Origin of the sequence: Plantactinospora sp. WMMC1484, from assembly GCF_049315195.1 — a bacterium.
GTDB lineage: Bacteria > Actinomycetota > Actinomycetes > Mycobacteriales > Micromonosporaceae > Plantactinospora.
Genome location: NZ_CP186055.1, coordinates 1,535,223 through 1,560,848, shown reverse-complemented (window position 1 = coordinate 1,560,848; position 25,626 = coordinate 1,535,223). Strand labels below are relative to the sequence as shown.

The following is a 25,626-nucleotide window of genomic DNA, read 5'->3' as shown; positions in this document are numbered from 1 at the left end:
GCCGTCGGGGGATGCGGCGCCGGAGCCTCACCTGTCCCAGGCCCCTCCGGCGTCTCCGGACTGGGCGGCCCCTCCGGCGTCTCCGGACTGACCGGAAGCTCCGGCGGCGCCGGCTGGGCGGGGACGGTTCCGGCGGACGAGACGGATCGAGACGACCCGACTCCGGAAAACTCGGTTGTCACCTCGCCATTGTCGGGCCGAGCCGGGCCCTTGCGCCACGCCGTCCCAGCCACCATCCGCCGCCCCGGCGACGAGTCCGTGATCCGGGCCGACGACCGAGCCGGGGATCAGCCGGTGACCAGCGCCGGCTCCTCCTCCGCCCTGTGCTGCTCTCCCGGTCGCTCCCCCTGCTGCTCGAACTGCGTGCGGTACAGCTCCTGGTAGCGGCCACCGGCGGCGAGCAGTTCCTCGTGGGTGCCGCGCTCGACGATCCGACCCGCCTCGACCACCAGGATCTGGTCGGCGGCCCGTACGGTGGAGAGCCGGTGCGCGATCACCAGCGCCGTACGGTCGGCCAGCGCCTCGCCGAGCGCCGCCTGCACCGCCGCCTCCGAGGTGGAGTCCAGGTGTGCGGTCGCCTCGTCCAGGATCACCACCCGGGGGCGGGCCAGCAGCAGCCGGGCGATGGTCAGCCGCTGCCGCTCGCCGCCGGATAGCCGGTAGCCGCGCTCGCCGACCACCGTGTCGAGCCCGTCGGGCAGGCTCTGCACCAACTCGGCGAGCCGAGCCCGGCACAGCGAGTCCCACAGCTCCGCCTCGGTCGCCTCGGGCCGGGCCAGCAGCAGGTTCGCCCGGATGGTGTCGTGGAACAGGTGCCCGTCCTGGGTGACCAGGCCGAGCGTTTCCCGGATCGAGTCGGCGGTGAGGTCCCGCACGTCCCGCCCGGCGAGGCGTACGGCGCCCGAGTCGGTGTCGTAGAGCCGGGGCACGAGCTGGGCGATGGTGGACTTTCCCGCGCCCGAGGAGCCGACCAGGGCCACCAGTTGGCCCGGCTCGACCCGGAACGAGACGTCGTGCAGCACGTCGACGCCGCCCCGGGTGTCCAGGGTCGCCACCTCCTCGAGCGACGCCAGCGAGACCTTCTCCGCCGACGGGTAGCCGAAGGTCACCCCGGCCAGCTCGACCGAGACCGGACCGCCCGGCACCCGCTCCGCCTCCGGCTTCTCCGTGATGAGCGGCTTCAGGTCGAGGATCTCGAAGACCCGCTCGAAGCTGACCAGCGCGCTCATCACCTCGACCCGGGCGCTGGCCAGCGCGGTCAGCGGGGCGTAGAGGCGGGTGAGCAGGAGAGCGAGCGCGACCACCGCACCCGGCTCCAGTTGGCCACGAAGCGCGTAGAAGCCGCCGAGGCCGTAGACCAGGGCGAGAGCCAACGCCGAGACCAGGGTGAGCGCGGTGACGAAGACCGACTGGACCATCGCGGTGCGTACCCCGATGTCCCGGACCCGGCGGGCCCGCGACGCGAACTCGGCCGACTCCTCGGCCGGGCGGCCGAAGAGCTTGACCAGCGTCGCGCCCGGCGCGGAGAAGCGCTCGGTCATCTGGGTGCCCATCGTGGCGTTGTGCGCCGCCGCCTCGCGCTCCAGCCGGGCCAGCCGGGTGCCCATCCGGCGGGCCGGCAGCACGAAGACCGGCAGCAGCACGAGCGCGAGCAGCGTGATCCGCCAGGAGATCCCGACCATCACGACCAGGGTCAGCAGCAGCGTGACCAGGTTGCCGACCACCCCGGAGAGGGTGTCGGAGAATGCCCGCTGCGCGCCGATGACGTCGTTGTTGAGCCGGCTCACCAGCGCGCCGGTGCGGGTCCGGGTGAAGAACGCGACAGGCATCCGCTGCACGTGGTCGAAGACGGCGGTACGCAGGTCGAGGATCAGCCCTTCGCCGATGTTCGCCGAGAGATAGCGGTTCAGCAGGGCCAACCCGGCCTCGGCCAGCGCGACGACTCCGATCAGGACGGCGAGCCCGACCACCAGGTCGGTGTCACCACCACCGACGATCACGTCGACCACCCGGCCGGCCAGCACCGGCGTGGCCACCGCGAGCACCGCCATCACCACGCTGAGCAGCAGGTAGTAACTCAGCCGCCGGCGATGCGGCCGGGCGAAGCCGGCGATGCGGCGGAGCGTGGCCATCGAGAACGGGCGCCTGTCCTGCTGGGCGTGCATCGCGTGGTACAGCGAGTTCCACGCCGTCACTTCCATGTCCATCGCCCGGCCCCCCTGTCCGTCGACTCCCCGGGACCATACCGGGGCCCACCGACAGTAGGACCTCAACCATCATCGAGGTCAATATCCGGCAACCCCGGCGGGACAGGCCCCTTGATCAGGGAGCGTCCGGCTCGTCAGGGCCGGACGCTCCCTGATATTCGGTAGCACGGCGGTGTCGGGCTAGGCGGCGGCCAGGGCCCGGCCGTCGGCGGTGTCGGGCACCGCCGGGTCGTCCGCCGGCCGCAGGGCCAGGGCCAGGACGTCCGCCACGTCGGCCAGGGTGTGCACGGTCAGTGCCTCCCGTACCTCCGCCGGCAGGTCGTCCAGGTCCGGTTCGTTCCGGGCCGGGACGATCACCTCGGTCAGCCCCGCCCGGTGCGCGGCGAGCAGCTTCTGCTTCACCCCGCCGATCGGGAGTACCCGGCCGGAGAGGGTCACCTCGCCGGTCATGCCGAACTCGGGGCGTACCGGGCGGCCGCTGGCGAGCGAGGCCAGCGCGGTGACCATGGTGATGCCGGCGCTCGGGCCGTCCTTTGGCACCGCACCCGCCGGCACGTGCAGGTGGATCCGCCGCCCGGCCAGCGCGTTCGGGTCCAGCCCCAGCGCCCGGCCGTTCGACCGGAGGTAGGAGAGCGCGATGTGCGCCGACTCCTTCATCACGTCGCCGAGCTGCCCGGTCAGGGTCAGCCCCGGCTCCCCCTCCATGCTGGTCGCCTCGATGAAGAGCACGTCACCGCCGGCACCGGTCACCGCCAGCCCGGTCGCCACCCCGGGCACCGCCGTCCGCTCCGCCGACTCCGGCGTGAACTTCGGCCGGCCCAGGTAGCTGGTCAGGTTGTCGGTGTCGACGCGTACCGGTTCGTCGCTCGTGGCGAGGGCGACCGCGACCTTGCGGAGAATCTTCGCCAGTGCCCGTTCGAGCTGGCGTACGCCCGCCTCCCGGGTGTGCTCGGCCGCGATCCGGCCCAGCGCCTCGTCCGAGACGCTCACCTCCTCGGCGGTGAGTCCGGCCCGTTCGATCTGCCGGGGCAGCAGGTGGTCCCGGGCGATCGCGACCTTCTCCTCCTCGGTGTAGCCGTCCAGGGTCACCAGCTCCATCCTGTCCAGCAGCGGCCCGGGGATCGCCTCCACCACGTTGGCGGTGGCCAGGAAGAGCACGTCGGAAAGGTCGAGGTCGACCTCCAGGTAATGGTCCCGGAAGGTGTGGTTCTGCGCCGGGTCCAGCACCTCCAGCAGGGCGGCGGCCGGGTCACCGGCGTACCCGGCCGAGATCTTGTCGACCTCGTCGAGCAGCACGACCGGGTTCATCGAGCCCGCCTCGCGCAGTGCCCGGACGATCCGGCCGGGCAGCGCGCCGACGTACGTCCGGCGGTGGCCGCGGACCTCGGCCTCGTCCCGGATGCCGCCGAGGGAGACCCGGACGAACTTCCGGCCGAGCGCACGGGCGACCGACTCGCCGAGGCTGGTCTTGCCGACTCCGGGCGGGCCGCCCAGGGCCAGCACCGCGCCCGAGCCGCGGCCGCCGACGACCTGCAGGTTGCGGGCCGCGCGCCGGTTGCGCACCGCCAGGTACTCCAGGATCCGGTCCTTCACGTCGGCCAGGCCGGCGTGGTCGGCGTCGAGCACCTCCCGGGCCTGCGCCAGGTCGGTGTTGTCCTCGGTACGCGTGCTCCACGGCATCTCCAGCACCGTGTCCAGCCAGGTACGGATCCAGCCCGCCTCCGGAGAGGCGTCGCTGGCCCGCTCCAGCTTGCCGACCTCGCGCAGGGCCGCCTCGCGTACCTTCTCGGGCAGCTCGGCGGCCTCGACCCGGGAGCGGTAGTCGGCCGAGCCGTCCGGCTCGTCCTCGCCCAGCTCCTTGCGGATCGCGGCGAGCTGCTGGCGGAGCAGGAACTCACGCTGGGACTTCTCCAGCCCCTCCCGCACGTCGGTGTTGATCCGCTCGGTGACCTCCTGCTCGGCCAGGTACGCCTTGACCCAGCCGACCAGCAGGTCGAGCCGGGCGGTGACATCCGGCGCGGCGAGCAGTTCGATCTTCTGTTCCAGGGTGAGCCACGGCGCGTAGCCGGCCGAGTCGGCCAGCTCGGCGAGGTCGGTCATCCGCTCGACCGCGTCGACGACCTGCCAGGCGCCGCGCTGTTGCAGCAGCGACGTCACAAGTGCCCGGTACTCCCGGGCGAGTTCCTTGGCCCGGCCGGCCGGTGCCGGCTCGGTGATCTCCATCGTCTCGACCCAGAGGGCTGCGCCGGGTCCGGGCACGCCGGAGCCGATCCGCGCCCGGGCCAGCCCGCGCACCACGGCGGCGGGTTCGCCGCTGGGGAGCCGGCCGACCTTCTCGATCGTGGCGATGACGCCGATGGAGCCGTACTCGCCGTCCACCCGGGGCACGGCCAGAAGCTTCTTGTCACCCGTGGCCCGGGCCGCGTCCACCGCTGCCTGGGTGGTCGCGTCCAGGGTCACCGGGATGACCATGCCGGGCAGCAGGACAGCGTCGGTCAGGGGAAGAACCGGAAGAGTTGCCATCACACACCTGCCATCGTTAGTTGAGCTTGTACGACTCAAGTAACAAACGGTGCCCCATGTTCCGGCATGTGACCCACGACACGGGACCGGCCCCGCTCATCAGCCCAGGGGGGCTGTTCCGACGCGGTGCGGGATGAACCAGCCCCTTCGGGCGGCCCGGAGCAGTGCGACGTGCCGGTCCGGGGCCGCCAGCACGGCGACGACCCGCGCCACGGTCTCGGCGACCGCCAGCACCGGCAGGTCGAGCCCGACCGCGATCCGCTGCTCGCTCCAGCCCGCGAGAAGCAGCCCGAGCACCACCAGTTCCCGCCGATTGAGGACGCACCGGCCCTGCGGCAGCGGGGCGAGCATCGTAACGACCAGCGGTACGGCCCCGGCGACACAGCGAAGCACCACGACCCGGAGCAGTCCGTCCCGGGCGCCCCACCCGCCGACGGGCCGGTACGCCGCATCGCCGGTGGGCCGCCGGGGGCGGCAGGGCCGAAGCGGTCGGACGGGCCAGAGGAACGAGACCGAGCCGGCGCTCCCGCGCCGGGGCGCCTGCTGGTCGATCACGGCGAGCAGCGGCGAGTCCTCTGCCAGCAACGGATGCCCGGGTAGCCCGCTCAACGGCAGCGGACGGCCGCCTCCGGGGACCAGTACCGCCCCCGCGACCGCGTCGTGGACCATTCCCGCCAACGCGCCCAGGGAGCGCAGCGGATCGACGGTGGCGGCGATCCGGGAGGTCAGCACGCCGATCAGCTCCCGCTGGGCGTCGGTGGGATGCTCCGGGTCCTCGGTGCTGAGCACGAGCATGCCCACGTGCCTGCGGTCCGGTGCGAAGAGTCCGACCGCCAGCCCCTCCCGGAAGCCTGCCGGATAGTAGTAGTCGCTCCAGATCGGGAACTCGACGGCGGGGATCGGCAGGTCGCGGCCGCGCAGCGGCACGGCCGACTCGGTCAGCCCTGCCTTTTCGGCCTGCTCCGTCACGTCCCGGGTGCCGAAGTAGTTCCGGATCCGCTCGTCGTAACCGGTGCTGACCATCTCGGCGAAACGATGGCGCCGGTCGTCGAAGAGGGAGAGCCAGGCCGCATCGAACGGGACGACCCGGTGCAGCAGGGCGAGCCACTGCGCCGGGCGGTCTGCGCCGACCCGGCTCGCGCCGATTCCCCGCGCCTCCCGGAAGATGTCGGAGAGCGAGGGGGTACGGGTCATCGCCGGCTCCGGATCAGCGATCGCGGCACGTACAGGCCCAGCCGGAGCGCCCGTACGGCGGCGAGGGTGCGGGACGGGGCGGCCAGCTTGGCCAGGATGTGCTCCACGTGCGCCGCCACCGTGCGCGGGGCGATCACTAGTAGGTTGGCTATCCGCTGGTTGGACCAGCCGTCGATGAGCAGGCCGAGGATCTCCAGCTCTCGCCGGGTCAGTCCGTGCAGGTCGCCGGGGGGTGAGACCAGCACCACGGCGCGCAGGTGGGCCGGGCTCTGCACCGGGCAGGTGAGCACGCTGATCCGGACGTACCTGCCGTCCGGTGTGTGTGAGTCGTCGCGGCAGAGGAACGCGCCGTACGGCTCACCGTCGACCAGGCGCTCCGCCGCCGCGCCGAGCACCGGCGCCCCGGACCGGAGTATCGGGTGCTCCGGCAACCCGGGGAGCGGGAGCACCCCACCGGACCGGGTCAGCACCACTCCCGCCACCGCATCACTGACGACGGTCGAGAGGGTGGCGACGGAGCGCAGCGGGTCGACCGCCTCGGCGATCACCGGCGCCAGCAGGCCGAGGAAGTCGCGGGCCGCGTCGGTCGGGTGCTCGGGCGACCCGGTGTGCAGGGCCATGATCCCGACCTGGCGGCCGTCCGGGTTGAAGAGCGCGACACCGATCCCCTCCCGGAAACCGGCCGGCGCGAAATGCTCGGTCCAGGAGTACATCTCCGAGGGTGGTATCGGGGCGTCCCGGCCCCGGATCGGCTCACCGTCCCGGTCGAGTCCGAGCAACTCCACCTCCTCGTAGTGCCGGGGGCCGAGCAGGTGCGCCATGGTGGCCTCGCCGTAGCCGACGGCGCCGAGGGTCTCGAACCTGAGCCGCTCCGGGTTCAGCACCTGGAGCACACCCGCCTCGTACGGGACCAGCCGACGCAGTACCGCGAAAATCTCCGCCACCCGTTCCTCGACGCCGGCCGGCGCCGAGGCCAGCCGCTCGACCTGGGCGGCGATCTCCGCAGCGTACGGTGGCAGCTCGCCCACCTGTCAGCATCCCGACCCTCGGCGCATGCGGTCGACGGCTCCTTCGGATATCGGCAATCCTGTCAATCGACAGCACCGGCACAGGTGCGATTACCTAGGTAAACGCGGGTCGGCACCGCAGGACACGCGACGAACCCGGGGCCCGGAAGCGGCACCGGGCGACAGAGCAGGCAACCTCACGGGAGCGCCGGGACAGGCAACCTGCGGGCGCACTGATCGTGGAGGGCGCGCACGCTCCGGCGCGCCCTCCACCCGAATACCGCCCCGACCCCGGCCGATCCGTTCCCCGGCCGATCCGTTCCCCGGCTGTGCCGTCGCCGGGCGAGTCGTCGGCTTCGGCTACTCGGGCTGGCAGGTCCAACCGTTCAGCGCGACGGCGGTCGGCAGGTGGGTTCCGGTGACGAGATACCCGACGACCAGCGTCGCACCCGGCGCGATCGTCGCGTTCCAGCCGAGGTTCCGGGCCGTGACCGTACCGCCGGAGTGGCTGACCAGTGCCGCGTTCCAGATCGCGACGATCCGAGGCGAGTCCGGCAGCGCCCAGCTCAGCGTCCATCCCTCGACCGGGGTGGAAGCGAGGTTGCGCACCGTGATCCAGACCTCCGCGCCCCGGCGCTGGACCCGGGCGGCGCAGCCCGGCGCCGGCCCGGTGGTCACCGTGACCACGTTGGAGAGTGCCGAGGCGTTTCCCGCCTCGTCCAGCGCCCGCACCGCCAACCGGTAGGTCGTGCGCGGCGCCAGCCCGGAGACCGTCGTGGCGGTACGGGGATAGGCGGGTGGCATCAGGTAGACCCATCCCACCACGGTGCTGCCGGTCGGGGTGAGCGACAGCACCTCGTACCGGGAGAGCTGCACGTTGTCGCGGGACGCGCCCCAGCGCAGGTCGACTGTGGTCTCCCCGACCGCGTCCACGGTCAGCCCGGCCGGCGTGCTCGGCGGCTGGTCGTCACCTGGCGGCATGGTGAAGCGCAGCGACGGCGGCCCCGCCGACCGGTTGCCCGCCGCGTCCACCGCGGAGACCCCGAAGGTGTACGTCCGGGACGGCGACATCCCGGTGATCACGATGCTGTTGGTCGGCGTGCGGTGCAGCATCGCGACGTCGGTGAAGATCTGCGTGACGTGGTACTCCGCCACTCCCACGTTGTCGGTGGAGGCCGCCCAGGTGAGTTCCACCGAGTTGGCCGTGGTGCCGACGACGGTGATCGGGCCGGGCGCACTCGGCGGCTCGGTGTCCTCGACCGACGCGTGCGCGGCGGTGCCGCCGGCCCCGAGGGCGGCGACGAGGACGGGCAGAATCAGGGGACGGGCCCACCATCGGGCCGGTCGGGACGGACGACTGCGCACGACGAACCCCTCGCTCTCGACGGCCGGCGCCGGGGCGCACCGACACCGAGACATTCATCGTGAGCGATGTACCGCCGTCCCGGATCCACCGCGCGGGCAGTCCTTGGCCGAGCGAGCGGTGCGAGCGCGCGTGCACGCCGGGGCGCGTGGGCCCGTTGGCGCGCCGGTCAGACGCCGGGGTCGAAGGAACCCGCCCGGATCGCACCGAGGAAGTCGAGCCAGCGGGCGTCCCGGTAGACGAGCATCGGCCCGCCCCGGTCCCTGCTGTCCCGGACCGCCACCCGGCCACTCCCGTCCAACACCGGCCCGGCCTCCACACAGTTGCCGCTGCCGGCATCGCTCCTGCTGCTGATATGCCAGGCCACTTCGGGCAGCGCGACGGCCGCCGCGCCCTCGTGTGCCGTCATGTCACTCACTCCATACGCGTCACCAGATCAGCGAGGTGCGCGATGCTGTCGCTGGTCGACAAGGCCGCATCGCGAAGCCGATCGTACGCGGCGACCAGTGGGACGGCGGCGGTCGCTTCGACGTAGACAGCACCCGATGGCGTTTGCATGCAGGCGACGTCCGGATAGGGCTCGGCCATTCGGAAGAGATCGAACTGACCATCGGGGCTGGCGTGAGCGCCGGCCTCGAACGGAAGGATCCGGATCTCGATGTCAGGGCGCTCCGAGAGCGCGATCAGATGTGTGAGTTGCGCCCGCATCACCGCCGGACCACCGACCAGGCGGCGGATGACACCCTCGTCGATGACTGCGGTGAGCCGCAACCGTGCCTCGCGATCAAGGAGTTGCTGTCGGGTCATCCGAAGTTCGATCCAGCGGTCTATCTGCTGCGACGAAGCCGCCGAGTTGGCACATCGGATGATGGCAGCGGCGTACTCGCGGGTCTGAAGCAGTCCCGGCACCGCCACGGGTTGGAAGTAGTGGATCTCGGTAGCGCGGCTCTCCAACCAGATCCGGTCGATGAGGGAGCCAGCCACATCGGCGGCATAGCCGTCCCACCAGCCCTTGCGGAACAACTCCTGGCTCATCGTCTTGAGCTTGGCCCGTCGATCCGGGTCGTCCACTCCGCAGATGTCGAGGTAGGCGAGGACCTCTGGAACCCGGACAGGCAGGGTCCCGGACTCGAAGCGACTGACCGTGGACGAGTTGCGCCGGATGTACTCGGCCACCTCCTTGAGCGTGAGCCCCGCGTGCTCACGCATTTCTCGCAACTCGTTGCCCAACCACTGCGCGCGCAGCGTCGGTCCACGATGGTCGGCCATCGGCGCTCCCTTCAGCGACTTCAGCATCCAAGAAGAAATCCCACTTGGCAATATTGCGTAGAGAGATTCCTTCGGGCATGCTCAACGTACAGCAACAGTGACACCAGGTGATCACTGAATGCCGGGTGGGTGCTCGGACGCCGACGGCACGGCTCGGCTGACCGCCTCTCCCCCGGATGGCGGCGGGCCGGGCGGCCGGGCACCCACCCACCTACCCGGATCACACCGACCCTCGGGACTGAGGGGCAGCCGATGACGACGTACCACTCCGGAACGAGCCGCGAAGCGGGCGTGGCGCATCAGGTGCTCGCCGCGCACGTACCCGATCGGGAGACCGGAATCTGTCCGATCTGCCTGGTCGCCGCCCCGTGCCAGCCGGCGAACGCGGCGGCGAACCGCCTGGTCGAGCTGGACCTGCCGGTACTGCCGCCGGTCACCCCAGGCGCGCGACGCGGCCGGTTGCTCGGGTACGCCGCTTCGCCGCTCCGGGCGGCGCCGGTGCCCGCCGTCGGCTGGCGCCGACGCCTCCGGCTCGTGCTCGGCGACGGTGGCCGATGACGACGCTGCCCTTCGATCCACTGGACCCGCCCGCCGAGCCGCCTCCGGGCTGCCCGATGCCCACGCTGTGGCGGATCGCCCACGCCCTGCACCGGCTCCACCGCCCCGGCGGCGACCGCTGCGCCTGCGGTGCGCGGCATCCCTGCGCCCACCGGCGGGCCGCCCTGCGCGCCCTGCTCGAAGCCTGCGGCGTACGCCTGCCGGTGCCGCGCGCCGACATCTTCGACCTCTGGCACGGCATCCTGCTCGTCACCCCAGACGGTGCGAGCCGCCGATCGGACACCAGGCGATCGACGATTCAGCCATGAGAACAACACCAGTAGCGGCGCAACTTCTTGAAGTGACGAATCCCTGACTGTCCCCTGACCACCTCGCAGCGCCCACAATCTGGAACAGCCCTCAAGATTCTCGGTAACTTGTGGTTCGCCGCGAACCGCAGGTTCCCAAGATTATGAAAATCTTCATCCCCCGCGCCTACGCCGACAGAACCGCCCGTCAGTGCGTGCCATCTGACCCAACACCCCAGGTCACAGTCCTACCAGCCCGGAGAATCAGCCAACCGTGGCCCAAGTCGGGTCACACCCGCCGGAGTTCCCCGGTCTCGTCGAAGTCGTGCACACCGGCGGCGCCGAACTCCGGCTCGACCATCTCGGCGAAGACCGGCGGGACCGGTCGGCCGGTGGCCGCGTAGAGGCGTTTGATCGCCGCGCCGGGGCGCCGGATGTCGTCGAGCATGCCCGGGTTGATCCGGTCGAACTCCGCCTCGATCAGGCGGGTCGCCGTCTCCCCGACCGTCTCGTTCCGGCTCGTGGCGAGCATGACCAGCAGGTCGTGCAGCTCGCCGTCGATCACCAGGGCCCGCTCCCCCTCGTCCATGGCCTCACGCTAGGCCGGAGCACGCCGTCCCGGGCGCGGATCCTCGGAGGTGGCGACGGGCGGGGCCGGCGGGGCAGAAGTGGCCGGTGTGCCGAGGGCTGACGCAGGGGTGCTGCATGATGCTCGGATGACCGTACAGGAGGCGCCCGCGGGTGGGCGCCGCCCGGAGGGCCGGCCGGACGGGGTGGTCCTGGAGGCGGTGCTGGAGCGGATCACCTACGCCAACGAGGAGACCGGCTACACCATCGCCCGGTTCGCCACCGAGCGGAGCGGCCCCGACCTGCTCACCGTGGTCGGCTCGCTGCTCGGGGTGCAACCGGGCGAGAGCGTACGGCTGGTCGGGCACTGGGGCACCCACCCGAAGTACGGGCGGCAGTTCGAGGTGCGGTCGTACACGACGGTGTTGCCGGCGACGATCCAGGGGATCGAGCGCTATCTCGGCTCCGGGCTGATCAAGGGAATCGGGCCGAGGATGGCCGAGCGGATCGTCGGGCACTTCGGCGTGGACACGCTGCGGGTCATCGAGGAGGAGCCCGGTCGGCTGGTCGAGGTGCCGGGGCTCGGCCCGAAGCGGACGAAACTGATCGCCACGGCCTGGGCCGAGCAGCAGTCCATCAAGGAGGTGATGGTCTTCCTCCAGGGCGTCGGCGTCTCCACCTCGCTGGCGGTGCGCATCTACAAGAAGTACGGCGACGGCTCGATCTCGATCGTCCGCAACGAGCCGTACCGGCTGGCCTCCGACGTCTGGGGGATCGGGTTCAGGACCGCCGACACCATCGCCAAGGGGGTCGGCATCCCGCACGACAGCCCACAGCGGGTCCGGGCCGGCATCCAGTACACCCTCTCCGAGGCCGCCGACGCCGGGCACTGCTATCTGCCCGAACCGAACCTGGTCGCGGACGCCGCCGAGATCCTGGGCGTGCCGGCGGAACTCGTCCGGGAGTGCCTGGCCGGGCTCGCCGCCGACGAGGGCGTGATCCGGGAGGCGGTGCCGAACCCGAGCAGCGAGGGCGGCACGATCCCCGCCGTCTACCTGGTGCCGTTCCACCGGGCCGAGTCGGCGCTCGCGGCCAGCCTGCTCCGGCTGCTGCGGCACCGGACCGACCGGATGGCCGCCTTCGCCGAGGTGGACTGGGCGAAGGCGCTGGCCTGGCTGCGTACCCGGACCGGCGCCGACCTGGCGCCCGAGCAGGAGGCCGCGGTCAGGCTGGCGCTGACCTCGAAGGTCGCGGTCCTGACCGGCGGGCCCGGCTGCGGCAAGTCATTCACCGTCTCCTCGGTGATCACGCTCGCCGCCGCCAAGGGCGCGAAGATCGTGCTGGCCGCGCCGACCGGGCGGGCCGCGAAGCGGATGACCGAGCTGACCGGGCATCCGGCCGCGACAGTGCACCGGCTGCTGCAACTGCGCCCCGGCGGCGACCCGACGCACGACCGGGACAACCCGATCGACGCCGACCTGATCGTGGTCGACGAGGCGTCCATGCTGGACCTGATCCTGGCGAACAAGCTGGTCAGGGCGGTCGCGCCCGGCGCGCACCTGCTGCTGGTCGGCGACGTCGACCAGTTGCCGTCGGTCGGTGCCGGCGAGGTGCTCCGGGACATCCTCGGTGCCGAGTCCATCCCCCGGGTCCGGCTGACGAAGATCTTCCGGCAGGCGCAGAGGTCCGGAGTGGTGGTGAACGCCCACCGGATCAACGCCGGGCAGGCGCCGCTACTCGGCGAGTACCCCGACTTCTTCCTCTTCCCCGTCGACGAGCCGGAGGCCACCGCCGAGCTGGTGGTGGAGATCGTGGCCCGCCGGGTGCCCCGGAAGTTCGGCCTGCATCCCCGGGACATCCAGGTGCTCACCCCGATGCACCGGGGGCCGGCCGGTGCCGGCAACCTGAACGTGGCGCTGCAACAGGCGATATCGCCGTACCGGGAGGGCCGGCCGGAACGCCGGCACGGTGCCCGGGTCTTCCGGGTCGGTGACAAGGTCATCCAGATCAGGAACAACTACGACAAGGGCGCCGCCGGGGTCTTCAACGGCACCGTCGGGGTGGTCACCGCCCTCTCGGTGGAGGACCGGAAACTCACCGTCCGCACCGACGAGGCCGAGGAGATCGGGTACGACTTCGACGAGCTCGACGAGCTGCAACACGCGTACGCCATCACGGTGCACCGGTCACAGGGGAGCGAGTATCCGGCGGTGGTGGTGCCGGTGACGATGAGTTCCTACACGATGTTGCAGCGGAACCTGCTCTATACGGCGGTGACCCGGGCGCGGAAACTGGTGGTGCTGGCCGGGTCGCGCAAGGCGCTGGCCATCGCGGTCCGCACCGCCGGGACCGGGCGCCGGCACACCGCACTGACCCACCGGCTCGACCTGCCCTGATCTCCTGTGACCGAGATCACCAGTCCGACTATGAGCGATAGAGCCTTAAAAATGGCGATAAGAACTGCGGATACCTTAATAGCCGGCGTCTCCGGCTGATAACTGACTCGTTTGGACTCATGCCGAGTCCGATCCGCCGTCGGGCACGGTCCCGATGCCCCCTGACGACGGATGGAAGACATGCCCAATACACCGGTCGGAGTCGAGGTCTCCGCGACGGACGGCAACGATCTCCGCCAGATCTGGCCGGCGGGGCTCCGCGGGGTCGCCCCGACCACCGAACGTGCCTGAGTCGTCGTCGTGAATTCGCGCACCTCCTACCTGGCCCGGATCCGTCGCGGCGACGAGCGCGAGGTGCTCCACAGCACCGGGTTCCTGATCAGCAGCCATTGGCTGGTCACCGCGGGACACTGCCTCGCCGACCTCAGGGTGGACGACCGGGTGACGGTGGCCCTCGTCGACGGCGAGACGGCCCGCACGGACACGGCCCGCACGGACACGGTCGGTGGCGACACCGCCGGCGGGGGGCCGGTCGACGGGCGGACGGTCGACGGACAGCCGGTCGACGGGCGGACGGTCGACGGGCGGGTGGTCCGGATCGCCGACCGGGACGACCTGGGCCTGGTCTGCATCACCGGCCCGCTGCCCCGCTCGGTCGTCCGGCCCGTCCTGGCCAGGGCGGCGGACGACGACGAGTGGCTGGCACCGGCCCGGCCGGCCACCAGCGCCCACCGGTTGCGCGGCACGGTACTCAACGCCGACCTGCGACACCGCTGCTCCGGCGGGGGCGAGATCCAGGCCCTCGAACTCCGGGTCGACCAGCTTCTCGGCGACTACCGCGGCTACAGCGGCGGCCCGATCGAGCGCGTGCCGCCCTCGCAGGACCGGTACGCCGCACCGACCGTCGTCGGCATACTCCTCGCGCAGGCGATGAAGCGGACCCGCTCCCGCGAGGCCGCGAACGTGCTGATCGCGGCGCAGGCCGAGGACGCCCTGAAGAGACTGGACGTCCTGGCGGAGGCCCAGCGGCTGGCCCAGGAGAACACCCGGGAACTGCAACGCGGCTTCGACGCGGACCCGACCGGCCTGACGCACGAGATCCGGGAACTCGGCGTCATCGGCGACGAACTCGACGTGATGGTCAGCCGGGGGTTGCTGCGGCGGCGCAAGGCCCGGCGGTTCCTGCACCGGGTCCTCGACCGGACCCTCCGGCACTGGATGGCCAGGAGCAACGCGTGACCGAACCCGTACCCGAGGGCGTGACGGACGCCCTACCGGAGGAATTCGTCCTCGACGGACTGCTGCCCTGGGCTCTCGTCCGAGCTGAGGCGGCGCTGCGGAAGCCACACCGCGGCGCGGCCGAACTCGGGCTTCTCCAGAGCGCGATGATCGCGCTGACCACTCTGGACGGCAAGCGGAACCCGGACGGGGTCCACCGGCTCGCGATGCTGCTCACCCGGCTCGACCTGCACACCGAGGCCGAGCGGCTGCTCGACTGGACGGCCTGGCGCACCACCCGGGGCAGCGACACCTGGCTGGCCGGCGAGAACGTCCGGGCGATCCTCGCGGCGGCCCGGGGCGACCGGGACCGGGCGGCCCTCCTCCTCGACCTGGCCCTGCGTACCACCGACCGGCTCTCGGTCACCAGCGCGAAGCTCCACGCGAACCTGGCCGTCCTCTGCCTGGAGGCCGGCGAGTCCGATCGGGCCGCCCGGCACGCGACCGTCGCGCTGACCGCCGGCGTCACCGCGGGCCGCCCTGCGGAGTGGCCGCCGGACCTGCTGGCGAGTGCCGAGTCCAGCGCCATGCTGGCGATCGAACGATCGGCCACCGACCCGCCCCGGACCGCCGAGGAGTTGCGGGACCTTGCCGAGACACAGTTCGCGCTGGCGATGCGGCGCGGGCGCCTGGACCTCGTCGAGTCGGCGATCGAGGTGATGGAACTGGCCAGCCAGCACCTGACCGCCAGGTTGCCGGCCGGGCATCCGGAGGCCGTACGCCTGCGCGAGGGCCTGGCCACCGCCGAGGAACGGTACGCCGGAATGCGCGCGACGAACGCCACCCCTACCACCACCACCGCCGCCAACTCCACCACCGCCGCCGACTCCACCACCACCGCCAACTCCACCACCACCGTCGCCGGTCACCCGGCCATCCCACCGGTGCGGGTGGCGCTACCGGCGGCGTACCACCTGGTCGTCGACCGGTACCTGGACACCGTCTTCCGGTTCGTCTACTACCGCGTCGGTGACCGGCGGCTCGCCGAGAAGCTGACCTCGGCCGCCGTTCGAGACGTGCTACACGGGCTCGACACCCCTGCCCGCGGAGCGGCCGGACGAACGGCCGGCAGAGCGGACGGGCGGCTAGGACGCCGCCGGCCGTCCCCCGACCGCGACCTGGGTCTCTGGCTGATCAATGCGGCTCGGGGCGTGCTGGCGGACCAGGCAACCGGTCACCGCCCCATGGCATCGGCACGACCGCCGGACCGTTCGAGCCAGGACACGGGAACGGAGTTGGTACACGATCCCGTACTGGTCGCGCTCCGCCGGCTCGATCCCGTGCAGCAGGACCATCTCGTCCTCAGCTCGCTCCTGTGCCTCTCCGTGGCGGAGATCGCGCAGGTGATGGGGCGGACCGAGGGCCGGGTCCGGGCCGCGCGGCGCCGGGCCCTCCGGGCACTTACCCGGCTGCTGCCCCGGGCACCCTTGCGGACCAGGTTACGGCGGCACCTGAACCTGCTCAGGCAGCTGCTGCACGAGGCGTTCCGCCCCGGTCCGTCGCGCCTGCGGGGGGACGAGGACGAGAACCCCCGCTCTGTCGAACGTCCGGAGTGCCTGGACGCGACCGGCCAACTCATGGTGCTCGGCCTCAGCCTCCGGGCGGTTCCGAGCCAAGCGCTTCTCGGGCCGGACTCCGACGCCCGGCTGCGGAGCATGCTGCTGGCGATCGCGGGAGGCGCGGTAGCGGCGATGCCCAGACCCGGAGCTGCCGGCACCGGCACCGCGCCGGGTACGCCCAGCGGGGGCGGTCAGCCCGGGCTCCGGATCGCCGTACCGGTGCGCCCCGTGACCGACCGGCTCGCCGATGTCGGCGGCCGGAGGCGGTGGCGACGACGCCGCACCAGGAACCGGGACACGGCAGCGGCCCCCCGGTGGACAGCAATATATTGACGAACGTTTCCGTATCTGGCGCCGGGTGCGTACCGTGGCGCCATGAGGCAGCCCGGTGACCGCGCCCCCGCACCCGGATCGCTGGCGCTGGTACAGAACCTGCTGAATACGGTCGAGATCGCGGCGGGCCGGGACCGGCTGCGTACGATCGCCGAACTCACCGCGTTCGCCGGCGCGCACGGCTCGCCCGGACTCACCTTCACCGACTCCGACGTGACCGAAACCCGGCGATTCCGGGAGGCCCTACGGGACGCCTGCCGGGGACACGCCGGCAGCCCACTGCCGGCCGCGTCCGCCGCCGCCCTGCGCTACACGCTCGCCACCTCTCCGCTCCTGCTCACCATCGACGATTCCGGATCGGCCCGGGCGGTGCCGGCCGCCGGACTCGGCGGCTCGGCGGCGCTCATCGCGACGGTGGCCGCCGCGATCGTCGACGCCGCGACCACCGGCACGTGGCCGCGGCTCAAGGCCTGCGCGGCGCATCGCTGCCAATGGGTGTACTACGACCACAGCCCGGGCGGGCGCAGCCGCTGGTGCACGATGAGCATCTGCGGCAGCCGGGCCAAGATGCGCGCCTACCGCGCCGGCCGGGCAACCCGATCGGTGTAGGGCGGCCCGCGCCCACCGCTCCGGTTACGGATTCCCAAGACGTCGGGCTCGCAGGACGGCGTCGCGGGTGTGGTGCGTGCCTGCCGGGGTGGGGCCCGTTCGGGGACGGGTTTCCTCGAACTCGACGGCCCAGCTGTCGTCGAGGAGCCGGGCGATGTCCTCCGGCTGGTAGTAGTCGTCCGGGTCGAAACCGGGACGAGGAAGCAGGTCCGCGAGTTCGTGGGTGGCGAAGAGCAGTGTGCCGCCGGGCGCGAGGGCGGCCAGTAGATTACGCAGCGCGGCGTGGTCCGGCTGGCGTGGTAGCGGGAAGTAGTGGATGGAGACCAGGTCGAACATGCCGGCCGGGGGGCGCGTGGCGGTCAGATCGGCACAGGTCCACGTCACGCTCCCTGCGACGTCCGCGCCTGCTGCGGCAGCGCGGTCGAGTGCGGTCCGGGAGATGTCGACCGCGGTGACCTGCCAGCCGTTCCGGGCCAGCCAGAGCGCGTCGGCGCCTTCGCCGCATCCGACGTCGAGCGCCCGCCCCGGCGGCAGTCCGGAGACCTCGGCGACCAGCACGCCGTTGGGGTTGCCGCTGAAGAGCTGGTCGCGGGCGCGGTACGTCTCCTCCCAGAAACGTGCGTGCATCGTCCCTCCTCCGGTGACCCCCTGACCTCGACGACCACCCTGGCCCGGCCGCCGCCAGTCGACAAACGTTTTTGGGAAAACCGCAAAATTCGGGTTCACGATGGGAGCATGAACGAGGAGTTCGAGAGCGTGCTGACCGCGGTCGGGCCACGACTACGCGCGTTGCGCCACCGCAGCGGAGCCACCCTCACCGCGCTGTCGGAGACCACCGGCATCCCAATCAGCACCCTGTCCCGGCTGGAGTCCGGGCAGCGCAGGCCGGGCCTGGAACTGCTGCTCCCCCTGGCCAGGGTCTACCAGGTGCCACTCGACGAACTCGTCGGCGCGCCGCCGACCGGCGATCCCCGGGTGTATCCACGCCCGTCGCGCCACAACGGCATGATCGTGTTTCCGCTGACCCGCAGGTCCGGCGGGCTGCAGGTGTTCAAGCAGATCCTGCCGGCGGGCCTGACCGACGGTCTCGAACCGGACCCCCGTACGCACGAGGGATACCACTGGCTGTACGTCCTCAACGGGCGGCTGCGGATGATCCTCGGTGACCAGGACTTCGTCCTCGGGGCCGGCGAGGTCGCCGAGTTCGACACCCACCTCCCGCACTGGTTCGGCAACGCCGACGCGGCGGCGGTGGAGTTTCTGAGCATCCTCGGTCCGCAGGGCGAACGCTTCCACATCAGGGCCAGCTACCGACCCGACTGAGCCCGCTACCGGGCCGGCCGGGCCGCTACCGGCTGGCTGAGCCCGCTACCGGCTGGCTGAGCCCGCTACCGACCTGGTTGCGGGCTCAGCCAGCCGGGCGGACGATCCCGGCCGCGCGTCTCACAGCCGGGTCAGCGCCAGGGTGCCGAGGGTGCCCAGGACGAGGAAGGGGCCGAACGGCAGGTGGCCGCCCCAGCCGATCCGGCGGGTGACCAGCAGAGCCAGGCCGCAGAGCGCCGAGGCGCCGAAGGTGAGCAGCCCGCCGGCCACCACCGCCGGCCAGCCGAGCCAGCCGAGCAGCGCGACCGCACTCAGCGCCAGTTTGGCGTCGCCCAGCCCGAAGCCACGGCGGCCCAGCACGAGGGTGGTGGTGGCAAGGAACAGCGCCGCGCCGAGGCCGGCCAGCAGGGCCCGCCACCACGGCGCCGCGTCGCCGGCAACCAGCGCCTGCACGCCGAGCAGGGTCAGGGTGCCGGCCGCGCTGGCGTAGCTGAGCCGGTCCGGCAGCCGGTGTACGGCCACGTCCACGAAGAGCAGTGGCAACGCGCACGCCGCCCACCAGGCGAACGCGATCGACTCGATCGGCGGCCGGGCTGCCACGGCCACCGCCGCCACCGCGAGGATCAGGGCGAACTCGACGGTCAACGGCGGTGCGCCGACCCTGCTGCCGCAGCCGGCGCAGCGGGCCGCCGGCGAGAGGGCGCGCAGTGGGCCGGATGGACCGATCGGGGTGGTGCAGCGGTCGCAGCCGGTCCGGCGCGGCTGCCCGTACGGGACCGAGTCGGCAGCGATGATCCAGCGCAGGGCCGGGGTGATGGCGAGAAGCGCCGGCCATCGTCGGAGCCGGTGACGCGTCCAGACACGTTGGGTAACTTCATGATCGCTTCTTGTTGATCTTCGCTGCTCGGCGAGCGCCGCCGCGACAGGCCGAGCCGCCGCCGGACCGGGCCGCCGGGAAGGGTCGCCCGGGCCGACCACGCCCACCGGAGCCCTCGGCACAGAAGCTGTCAGATCATCGTCATCCATGGCATTTTACTCCGTCGAGCCGGCACAATCGGGACCGGAAGGGTGGCGGACGATCCCCACCCACCGCCTATTGATCACATGACATTCATCGGTCGACGTCATCGGATGGCGAGGCCGACCGACAACGAAGATCGTAACGGTACGTATTCTCGTAAATAGCCCCTGTTGTATCGTCGACGGTCAGCCTATGCTCGCCATCTGGACGACGCGCAACCGTCGGCGATCAGGAAACAAATAGATCTACCAGCAATACCGACACCCAGAATCTAGATCGACTCACCCGAATGTGGATGCAGCGGCGCCGGGCCCGGCCGAGGGCCTCCGGGGCGGGGCGGCCGTGCCCACGTCGCGGCCGGCGGATCGGATCGGCCGGAGCAACCAGGTCAGCTCTGCTGCGGTGGGCGGTCAGCGGCGGAGCAGGAGGAGGCACCGTTGCGGACGCGGCGACTCCGAACGCAGCGACTGTCGGCGCAGCGACTGCGGGCGCGGCCCGCGTACCTCTGGATCGCTCTGCTCGCGGGAACGCTTCTGCTCGGCGGCACCGCCTGCGGCAACCGGCCGGGAAGCGCTGCGCCGCGGCCCGTCGACGCCGCGCCGGCCGCCAGCGCCGACGCCGAGGCCGCCGAGGCGGAGGAAGCCGCGCTGGCCGCCTACGCCGGTTATCTCGCCGCCGTCCGAAAAGCGGAGCAGGCCGGCGACCCGCTCGATCCACAACTGCGGAAATATCTCGCCGATCCACTACTGACCCGGGTCAGGATCACCATTCGCGACGCGAAGGAGCGGGGCGCGATGCGTACCGGAAAGCTGGTCTCCAGTCCGACGGTCACCGCGGTGGACCTGAGCTCCGATCCGGCCACCGTCTCGATCCAGGACTGCATCGACGCCACCGGCTACCGGTTGGTCTACCGGAAGGACCGCAAGGTCGTGCCGGGTTCCTCCAGCGGCCGGCATCTCGCCACCGCGACCGCCACCCGCTATCCCGACGGCCGCTGGCTGATCAACGCCGGCGCCAGCCACCAGGACCAGCCATGCTGACCCGGCAGCCGCTCACCCGGCAGCCGCTCACCCGGCAGCCGCTCACCCGGCAGCCGCTCACCCGGCGGCTGCTGGCCGGCGGCGCCGGGGCCGTGCTGACGCTGACCGCCGCGCTGGCGGTCAGCGGCGGGCCGGCCGCGGCCGACCCCGGTGCGGAGTGCCCGCCCACGCAGGCCAACTGCGACGTCTGGGAAAACGTGCCCGGCGATCCGGGCGACGGCGACGGTGGGACCGGTTCGGGCGACGGCGGCGGCTCCGGCGGCGGCAACCGGGTCTGTGAGAAGGACGACGGCACGCGCGTCCCCTGCTACGACGACGTGCTCGGCTGGTTCAACGCCGCCGACGACTGCCACTACAAGCTGGCCGAGCCGCAGCCGCCGGACGTCGAGCCGGGGACCAGCGCATATCTACGGACCTGTAGCGACGCGGGCAGCTCCGATCTCGTCTATCTGGCCACCCCGCCGGCCGGGTTCGACCCGCCCGATCCCCGGCAGATGGCGCTGGACCTCTTCGCCAGCCTGACGCTGGAGGCGCCACGGATCCGGACCGCGCCGAGCGGCGCGCCCGGGCTGGTCGGGGTACCAGTCTGGCTGCACGACGCGTCAAGTTGGGACGAGGAGCGGAGGACGGACCGGCAGGGCCCCGTGACGGTCTGGATCGAGGCCATCCCGACGAAGATCGTCTGGCAGATGGGCAACGGCGAGACGCTGGAGTGCGACTCGGCCGGCATCCCGTTCCGGACCGGCACCCACGACCCGCGCCGGCCTCCCCCCGGCGCGTGCGTCTACGCCGGCTATCCCCGCTCGAGCAGCGGCAGCCCCGGCGGCCGCTACGAGATCACCGCGGTCAAGCACTGGCGGGTGCCGTGGGGCAGCAGTACCAGCGACGGTGACGAGACCGAACTCACCACCAGCCGCGAGGCCTCGTCCTCGATCCAGATCGACGAACTCCAGGTGGTGACCAGGTGACCGTGGCGACCAGTCCGTCCACAGGCGCGCCGATCGACGCGCCGATCACACCGCCCCGGATCGTCCGGCAGCGCCGGATGCGTCCCGGCCTGCTCGGCCTCGCCGCGCTGCTGATCGCGCTCGGCGGGCTCGGCGCGGCCTTCGCGATCACGTCGGTACGCGCCACCGGCAGCTATCTCGCGGTCGCCCGGGCCGTACCGGTCGGCACCGCACTCACCGCCGACGACCTGGTGGCGGTGCAGGTGGCCGGCGGGCAGGGCCTCGAACCGGTGGCTGCCGACCGGCTCGCCGAGGTGGTCGGCAAGCGGGCCACCGTGGCGCTGACCCCGGGCACCCTGCTGACCATGGCACAGCTGACCGACAAGCCGCTGCTCGGGCCGGGGCAGCAGCAGGTCTCGGTGGGGCTGCGCCCCAGCGAGGTGCCGGCGAAGCGACTCCGCCCCGGCGACAAGGTGCTGCTGTTCAGCACCGCAGGCGACGACGAGCGGGCCGGAAACGCACCCGCCACCCGGTTCCAGGCCACGGTCATCGACATGGCGACCCCGGCCAGCAACACCGTCGTCCTCTACCTCGCGCTCGCGGCCAGGGACGTACCAGCGGTGGTGGCGCTGGCCACCGCCGACCGGATCGCGGTCGTGCTGAGCGCGGCAGCCTGATCGTGGCCATCGTCGCGCTCGTCTCGGCCAAGGGATCACCGGGGGTCACCACGACCGCGCTGGCCTGCACCCTCTCCTGGCACCACCGGGTGATCCTCGCCGAATGCGACCCGTCCGGGGGGTCGGTGCTGGCCGGCTACCTCGCCGGGGCGCTGCCCGGCCCCCGGGGGATCGGTGAGCTGGCAGTCGGCGAGCTGCGGGACGGCAACCTGGAGGAGGCGTTCTGGTCGCAGCTCGTCGATCTCGACGCACCCCGGCGGGAACGGCTGCTGCTGCCCGGCGTCGTCGACCCGGTGCAGGCCGGCAGCGTGGCGCCGCTGTGGCAGCGGTTCGCCGACTTCTTCACCGGGCTGGCGGCCGGCCGCCCGGCGTACGACGTCCTCGTCGACTGCGGCCGGCTCCAGGTGGTCGGGCCGCCGTGGCCGCTGCTCCGTGCCGCCGACCTGGTGCTGATCGTCGCCCGGGCCCGGCTGCCGTACCTCGCCAGCGCCCAGGCCACGATCCGGGCGATCGAGCGTGACTTCGCCGAGCACCGGGTCCCCAGCGACACGCTGCGGCTGCTGCTCGTCGGCGGGGAGCACGGCCGCAGCGAGGTGGGCAGGGCACTCCGGCTGCCGGTCGTCGGGCACCTGCCGGACGACCAGCGCACCGCCGACGTGCTCAGCCACGGCGGGACGGTACGCGCCAACCGGCCGCTGATGCGGGCGGCGAGCGCCCTGGAGGTGCCGGTCCGGGCGGTCCTCGACCGGCGCCGTGCCCGGCTCGGCTGGCCAGCAGCGATCGAGGGGGTGCCCGGTGCGGTTTGAGCCCGTCTACTTCGACCCACGCCCGCACGATCCGCCCGCCGCAGATGACCCGAACGGCACCGGCCCGAACGGCACCGGCCCGGGTCGTGCCGGTCCGAACAGTGCCGTTCCGGGTGGTGCCGGTCCGAACAGTGCCGTTCCGGGTGGTGCCGGTCCGGGCGGTGGCAGCGCCAACACGCCGGTCTGGCAGATCGTTCCGCACAACGGGCACCGGCAGGCGTCGAGGGCGGGGGCGGGCAACGGAGCGGCCTCGCAGGCCGGGCCGTCGCAGGCCGGGCCACCGTATGCCGGGCCACCGTATGCCGGGCCGCCGTATGCGGTGGTGCCGCAGCCGCTGACGCCGATCGCACCGCCCCGGCCCCGGGTCGACTTCGGCGTGGTCCGGGAGCTCCGCCGCGAACTCAGTGAACGGCTCACCCAGTGGCAGCGCGGCCGGGAGTTCAGCACCTCCGAGGAGGACATCGAACGCGCCCGGCTCGCCATCGCGGTGGTCTCCGAGTACGCCGACTCCGCCCGCCGGGCCGGTACGCCGATGTCCGCCGCCGAGGAACGGATGCTGCTCGACCAGGTCAACGCGGAACTGGTCGGGCTGGGCCGGTTGCAGACCCTGCTCGTCGACAACTCGATCGAAGAGGTGCACATCCTCGGCTGCGACTCCGTCAGGATCACCCGGCGGGGCGGCGGCGTCGACTGGGCCGAGCCGATCGCCGACAGCGACGAGGAGATGGTGGAGATCCTCCAGGCGGCGGCCCGGCGTGCGGGTGCCACCGAGCGGTCGCTCTCGACCTCCAAGCCCACCCTGGACCTGCAACTGCCGGACGGCAGCCGGCTGGCCGCCGTCTTCCTGGTCAGCCACCGCCCGTACGCGGTGATCCGCAAGCACAACACCGTCGAGGTGACCCTCGACGACATCGCCGGTGGCCGGGCCGACCTGGACGAGATGCTCGACGTGCTGATCCGGGACTTCCTGCGGGCGGCGATGCGGGCCGGACTGAACATCATGGTCGCCGGGCTGGCCGGGGCCGGCAAGACCACCGTGATCCGGGCCATGATGGACGAGATCCCCACCGACGAGCCGTACGTGCTGCTGGAGGAGAGCCGGGAGCTGCTGCCGGCCCGGCGCGGTCGCAAGCACCGGGCGGTGATGAGCTTCGAGTCCCGGGAGGGGCACGGCGACCGTGGACCGGACGGGCGGCCGGCCGGTGAGGTGACGATCGCCGATCTCATCCCGCTGGCGCTGCGGATGGGCGTACTCCGGATCATCGTCGGCGAGGTCCGCTCCCGGGAGATCGTGCCGATGCTCCAGGCGATGACCACCAGCCGGGGTTCGATGTGCACGATCCACGCCCGTACCCCGGCCGGGGTCAGCGAGCGGATCATCGAGCTGGCGCTCTCGCACGGCCGGGAGATGACCGTCGAGCAGGCCCGGCGGATGGCCGGGAACGCGCTGGACCTGATCGTCTACGTGACCATCGAGGACGAGACGGCGATCGGCGGCCGCAAGCACCGGTTCGTCTCGCACGTCGAGGAGGTCGTCGGGGTCGGCGACGGAAACCGGATCACCACCACGACGGTCTTCGGACCGGGGCCGGACGGCCGGGCGGTCCCCCGCCACCTGCCGGAACGGGTCCGCGAGCAGCTGCTCCGGGTCGGGTACGACGCCCGGCTGCTGACCCGGTACATCGAGGCGGGTACGGGTGCGTGGCGGAGGCCACGGCACAGCCTGCTCGGGCGGTCGGCATGACACTGCCGTCGCAGATCGAGCTGATCGCCGTACTCTCCGGGGTCGCCTGCGCCACCGGGCTGGTGCTGGTGGTCGTCGCCCTGGTCGGCACGGGTCGCCCGGTCGGCCCACGCCGTGACTCGGTGCTGCGCCGGCTCTGGAACGGAAACGGCACCAGCGCCCGGGAGCGGCGGGCCCACCAGACGCTGCTGGTCGGTGCGATCCTGGCCGGCGCGGTCGCGTTCCTGCTCACCGGGCTGCCGGTGATCGGCCTGCTGGTCGCCGTGGCGGTGCCGGGCGTGCCGTGGCTGCTCACCAGCGGCCGGGCCGAACGGCGGGCGATCAACCGGATCGAGGCGATCGGCGAGTGGACCCGCCGTCTCAAGGACGTCTCCGGCACCGGCCAGGGCCTCCAGCAGGCCATCATCGGCACGGTCTCGACCGCACCCGAGCAGATCGACGAGGAGGTACGCCTGCTCGCCGCCAGGCTGGCCGCCGGCTGGCAGGCCCGGGCCGCGCTGCTGGCCTTTGCCGAGGAGATCGGTGACCCGGTCTGCGACCAGGTGGTGGCCGCGCTGATCCTGCACCTGACCGACCGGGGAGAACGCCTCGGCGACGTGCTCGGGGCGATCGCCGGTGCGGCGGCCGCCGAGGTGGTGACCCGGCGCGAGGTGGAGGCGAAGCGGGCCCAGCCCCGGTTCGCGGTGCGCTTCCTGACCGGAATGACGCTGCTGGTGCTGGCGTACGGGCTGGTGAACCCGGACTACATGGAGCCGTACGGCACCTCGGACGGGCAGTTGGTGATGGTGCTGCTCGGCGCCGCCTTCGTCGCCCTGCTCGCCTGGGTGCGGTCGATGAGCCTGCCGCCCCGGCCGGCCCGGTTCCTCGCCCCGCCGGACCGCGAGGAGGCGCTCCGATGAGGCGAGAGGATGGGAGCGC

Annotated in this window: 23 protein-coding genes; 13 read left to right on the top strand and 10 right to left on the bottom strand. The window is 72.2% G+C overall.

The annotated features are described in order from the left end of the window. Window positions 1-287 precede the first annotated feature (287 nt). The 7 genes from ACN28C_RS06885 to ACN28C_RS06855 all read right to left on the bottom strand — a co-directional run bounded on the left by ACN28C_RS06885 (window position 288) and on the right by ACN28C_RS06855 (window position 9,590). Entirely contained in the window at window positions 288-2,165 is a 1,878-nt protein-coding gene (locus tag ACN28C_RS06885; RefSeq protein WP_422774561.1) for an ABC transporter ATP-binding protein, read from the bottom strand. Between the two features lie 222 nt (window positions 2,166-2,387). Continuing rightward, window positions 2,388-4,730: an endopeptidase La gene (lon, locus tag ACN28C_RS06880; RefSeq protein ID WP_422772714.1), complete on the bottom strand. Its 2,343-nt coding sequence runs from the start codon at window positions 4,728-4,730 to the stop codon at window positions 2,388-2,390. 99 nt (window positions 4,731-4,829) lie between these two features. After that, window positions 4,830-5,924, bottom strand: a complete 1,095-nt coding sequence (locus ACN28C_RS06875; RefSeq protein WP_422772713.1) for a hypothetical protein — start codon at window positions 5,922-5,924, stop codon at window positions 4,830-4,832. Then, window positions 5,921-6,952 carry a LuxR C-terminal-related transcriptional regulator gene (locus ACN28C_RS06870; RefSeq protein WP_422772712.1) on the bottom strand — a complete coding sequence of 344 codons (1,032 nt, stop codon included), beginning with the start codon at window positions 6,950-6,952 and terminating at the stop codon, window positions 5,921-5,923. The genes ACN28C_RS06875 and ACN28C_RS06870 overlap by 4 nt, the downstream gene beginning before the upstream one ends. Before the next feature lie 339 nt (window positions 6,953-7,291). Continuing rightward, window positions 7,292-8,296, bottom strand: a complete 1,005-nt coding sequence (locus tag ACN28C_RS06865; protein ID WP_422772711.1) for a fibronectin type III domain-containing protein — start codon at window positions 8,294-8,296, stop codon at window positions 7,292-7,294. 167 nt (window positions 8,297-8,463) lie between these two features. Beyond that, window positions 8,464-8,703: a DUF397 domain-containing protein gene (locus ACN28C_RS06860; RefSeq protein WP_422772710.1), complete on the bottom strand. Its 240-nt coding sequence runs from the start codon at window positions 8,701-8,703 to the stop codon at window positions 8,464-8,466. Between the two features lie 5 nt (window positions 8,704-8,708). Further along, a complete protein-coding gene (locus tag ACN28C_RS06855; protein WP_422772709.1) occupies window positions 8,709-9,590 on the bottom strand; it encodes a helix-turn-helix domain-containing protein in 882 nt (293 codons plus the stop codon). 225 nt (window positions 9,591-9,815) lie between these two features. On the opposite strand from ACN28C_RS06855, the gene ACN28C_RS06850 reads away from it, so the two are divergent. Together ACN28C_RS06850 and ACN28C_RS06845 are read left to right on the top strand one after the other, a co-directional pair. Then, window positions 9,816-10,121 carry a hypothetical protein gene (locus ACN28C_RS06850; RefSeq protein WP_422772708.1) on the top strand — a complete coding sequence of 102 codons (306 nt, stop codon included), beginning with the start codon at window positions 9,816-9,818 and terminating at the stop codon, window positions 10,119-10,121. Further along, window positions 10,118-10,429, top strand: coding sequence for a hypothetical protein (locus ACN28C_RS06845; protein ID WP_422772707.1), 312 nt, complete (start codon window positions 10,118-10,120; stop codon window positions 10,427-10,429). Before ACN28C_RS06850 ends, ACN28C_RS06845 begins: the two co-directional genes overlap by 4 nt. Window positions 10,430-10,697: 268 nt before the next feature. Here the strand turns inward: ACN28C_RS06845 and ACN28C_RS06840 are convergent, their stop codons facing one another. Further along, complete coding sequence (locus ACN28C_RS06840) at window positions 10,698-10,997, bottom strand: hypothetical protein (RefSeq protein WP_422772706.1); 300 nt, start codon at window positions 10,995-10,997, stop codon at window positions 10,698-10,700. Between the two features lie 127 nt (window positions 10,998-11,124). Here ACN28C_RS06840 and ACN28C_RS06835 point away from each other — a divergent pair, with 127 nt between their 5' ends. From ACN28C_RS06835 to ACN28C_RS06820, 4 genes are all read left to right on the top strand, one after another. Continuing rightward, window positions 11,125-13,371 carry an ATP-dependent RecD-like DNA helicase gene (locus tag ACN28C_RS06835; protein WP_422772705.1) on the top strand — a complete coding sequence of 749 codons (2,247 nt, stop codon included), beginning with the start codon at window positions 11,125-11,127 and terminating at the stop codon, window positions 13,369-13,371. A gap of 300 nt (window positions 13,372-13,671) precedes the next feature. Further along, a complete protein-coding gene (locus ACN28C_RS06830; protein WP_422772704.1) occupies window positions 13,672-14,610 on the top strand; it encodes a trypsin-like serine protease in 939 nt (312 codons plus the stop codon). After that, window positions 14,607-16,541, top strand: coding sequence for a sigma factor-like helix-turn-helix DNA-binding protein (locus ACN28C_RS06825; protein WP_422772703.1), 1,935 nt, complete (start codon window positions 14,607-14,609; stop codon window positions 16,539-16,541). The genes ACN28C_RS06830 and ACN28C_RS06825 overlap by 4 nt, the downstream gene beginning before the upstream one ends. A gap of 42 nt (window positions 16,542-16,583) precedes the next feature. Further along, a complete protein-coding gene (locus ACN28C_RS06820) occupies window positions 16,584-17,150 on the top strand; it encodes a CGNR zinc finger domain-containing protein (RefSeq protein ID WP_422772702.1) in 567 nt (188 codons plus the stop codon). Between the two features lie 24 nt (window positions 17,151-17,174). Here the strand turns inward: ACN28C_RS06820 and ACN28C_RS06815 are convergent, their stop codons facing one another. Then, the gene (locus tag ACN28C_RS06815) at window positions 17,175-17,777 is read right to left on the bottom strand and encodes a class I SAM-dependent methyltransferase (RefSeq protein ID WP_422772701.1); all 603 of its coding nucleotides are present in this window, start codon (window positions 17,775-17,777) and stop codon (window positions 17,175-17,177) included. Between the two features lie 108 nt (window positions 17,778-17,885). Here ACN28C_RS06815 and ACN28C_RS06810 point away from each other — a divergent pair, with 108 nt between their 5' ends. Next, window positions 17,886-18,473 carry a helix-turn-helix domain-containing protein gene (locus ACN28C_RS06810; protein ID WP_422772700.1) on the top strand — a complete coding sequence of 196 codons (588 nt, stop codon included), beginning with the start codon at window positions 17,886-17,888 and terminating at the stop codon, window positions 18,471-18,473. A 120-nt stretch (window positions 18,474-18,593) separates the two neighbouring features. On the opposite strand, the gene ACN28C_RS06805 is transcribed toward ACN28C_RS06810, so the two are convergent. Further along, window positions 18,594-19,289: a prepilin peptidase gene (locus ACN28C_RS06805; protein WP_422774560.1), complete on the bottom strand. Its 696-nt coding sequence runs from the start codon at window positions 19,287-19,289 to the stop codon at window positions 18,594-18,596. Window positions 19,290-19,976: 687 nt separating this feature from the next. On the opposite strand from ACN28C_RS06805, the gene ACN28C_RS06800 reads away from it, so the two are divergent. From ACN28C_RS06800 to ACN28C_RS06775, 6 genes are all read left to right on the top strand, one after another. Further along, window positions 19,977-20,534 carry a hypothetical protein gene (locus ACN28C_RS06800; protein ID WP_422774559.1) on the top strand — a complete coding sequence of 186 codons (558 nt, stop codon included), beginning with the start codon at window positions 19,977-19,979 and terminating at the stop codon, window positions 20,532-20,534. Next, on the top strand, window positions 20,528-21,502 hold the full coding sequence (locus tag ACN28C_RS06795) for a hypothetical protein (RefSeq protein ID WP_422772699.1): 975 nt from the start codon (window positions 20,528-20,530) through the stop codon (window positions 21,500-21,502). Before ACN28C_RS06800 ends, ACN28C_RS06795 begins: the two co-directional genes overlap by 7 nt. After that, entirely contained in the window at window positions 21,499-22,158 is a 660-nt protein-coding gene (locus tag ACN28C_RS06790) for an SAF domain-containing protein (RefSeq protein WP_422772698.1), read from the top strand. The genes ACN28C_RS06795 and ACN28C_RS06790 overlap by 4 nt, the downstream gene beginning before the upstream one ends. Before the next feature lie 2 nt (window positions 22,159-22,160). Continuing rightward, complete coding sequence (locus ACN28C_RS06785; protein ID WP_422772697.1) at window positions 22,161-22,964, top strand: ParA family protein; 804 nt, start codon at window positions 22,161-22,163, stop codon at window positions 22,962-22,964. A gap of 319 nt (window positions 22,965-23,283) precedes the next feature. Continuing rightward, window positions 23,284-24,708: a CpaF family protein gene (locus ACN28C_RS06780; RefSeq protein WP_422774558.1), complete on the top strand. Its 1,425-nt coding sequence runs from the start codon at window positions 23,284-23,286 to the stop codon at window positions 24,706-24,708. After that, on the top strand, window positions 24,705-25,607 hold the full coding sequence (locus ACN28C_RS06775) for a type II secretion system F family protein (RefSeq protein WP_422772696.1): 903 nt from the start codon (window positions 24,705-24,707) through the stop codon (window positions 25,605-25,607). Before ACN28C_RS06780 ends, ACN28C_RS06775 begins: the two co-directional genes overlap by 4 nt. Window positions 25,608-25,626: the final 19 nt, after the last annotated feature.

Coding starts and splice junctions, on each gene's coding strand:
- ACN28C_RS06810 (WP_422772700.1), top strand. CDS start 17,886: ATGAACGAGGAGTTCGAGAGCGTGCTGACCGCGGTCGGGCCACGACTA.
- ACN28C_RS06845 (WP_422772707.1), top strand. CDS start 10,118: ATGACGACGCTGCCCTTCGATCCACTGGACCCGCCCGCCGAGCCGCCT.
- ACN28C_RS06855 (WP_422772709.1), bottom strand. CDS start 9,590: ATGCTGAAGTCGCTGAAGGGAGCGCCGATGGCCGACCATCGTGGACCG.
- ACN28C_RS06840 (WP_422772706.1), bottom strand. CDS start 10,997: ATGGACGAGGGGGAGCGGGCCCTGGTGATCGACGGCGAGCTGCACGAC.
- ACN28C_RS06815 (WP_422772701.1), bottom strand. CDS start 17,777: ATGCACGCACGTTTCTGGGAGGAGACGTACCGCGCCCGCGACCAGCTC.
- ACN28C_RS06775 (WP_422772696.1), top strand. CDS start 24,705: ATGACACTGCCGTCGCAGATCGAGCTGATCGCCGTACTCTCCGGGGTC.
- ACN28C_RS06795 (WP_422772699.1), top strand. CDS start 20,528: ATGCTGACCCGGCAGCCGCTCACCCGGCAGCCGCTCACCCGGCAGCCG.
- ACN28C_RS06835 (WP_422772705.1), top strand. CDS start 11,125: ATGACCGTACAGGAGGCGCCCGCGGGTGGGCGCCGCCCGGAGGGCCGG.
- ACN28C_RS06820 (WP_422772702.1), top strand. CDS start 16,584: ATGAGGCAGCCCGGTGACCGCGCCCCCGCACCCGGATCGCTGGCGCTG.
- ACN28C_RS06850 (WP_422772708.1), top strand. CDS start 9,816: ATGACGACGTACCACTCCGGAACGAGCCGCGAAGCGGGCGTGGCGCAT.
- lon (WP_422772714.1), bottom strand. CDS start 4,730: ATGGCAACTCTTCCGGTTCTTCCCCTGACCGACGCTGTCCTGCTGCCC.
- ACN28C_RS06875 (WP_422772713.1), bottom strand. CDS start 5,924: ATGACCCGTACCCCCTCGCTCTCCGACATCTTCCGGGAGGCGCGGGGA.
- ACN28C_RS06860 (WP_422772710.1), bottom strand. CDS start 8,703: ATGACGGCACACGAGGGCGCGGCGGCCGTCGCGCTGCCCGAAGTGGCC.
- ACN28C_RS06885 (WP_422774561.1), bottom strand. CDS start 2,165: ATGCACGCCCAGCAGGACAGGCGCCCGTTCTCGATGGCCACGCTCCGC.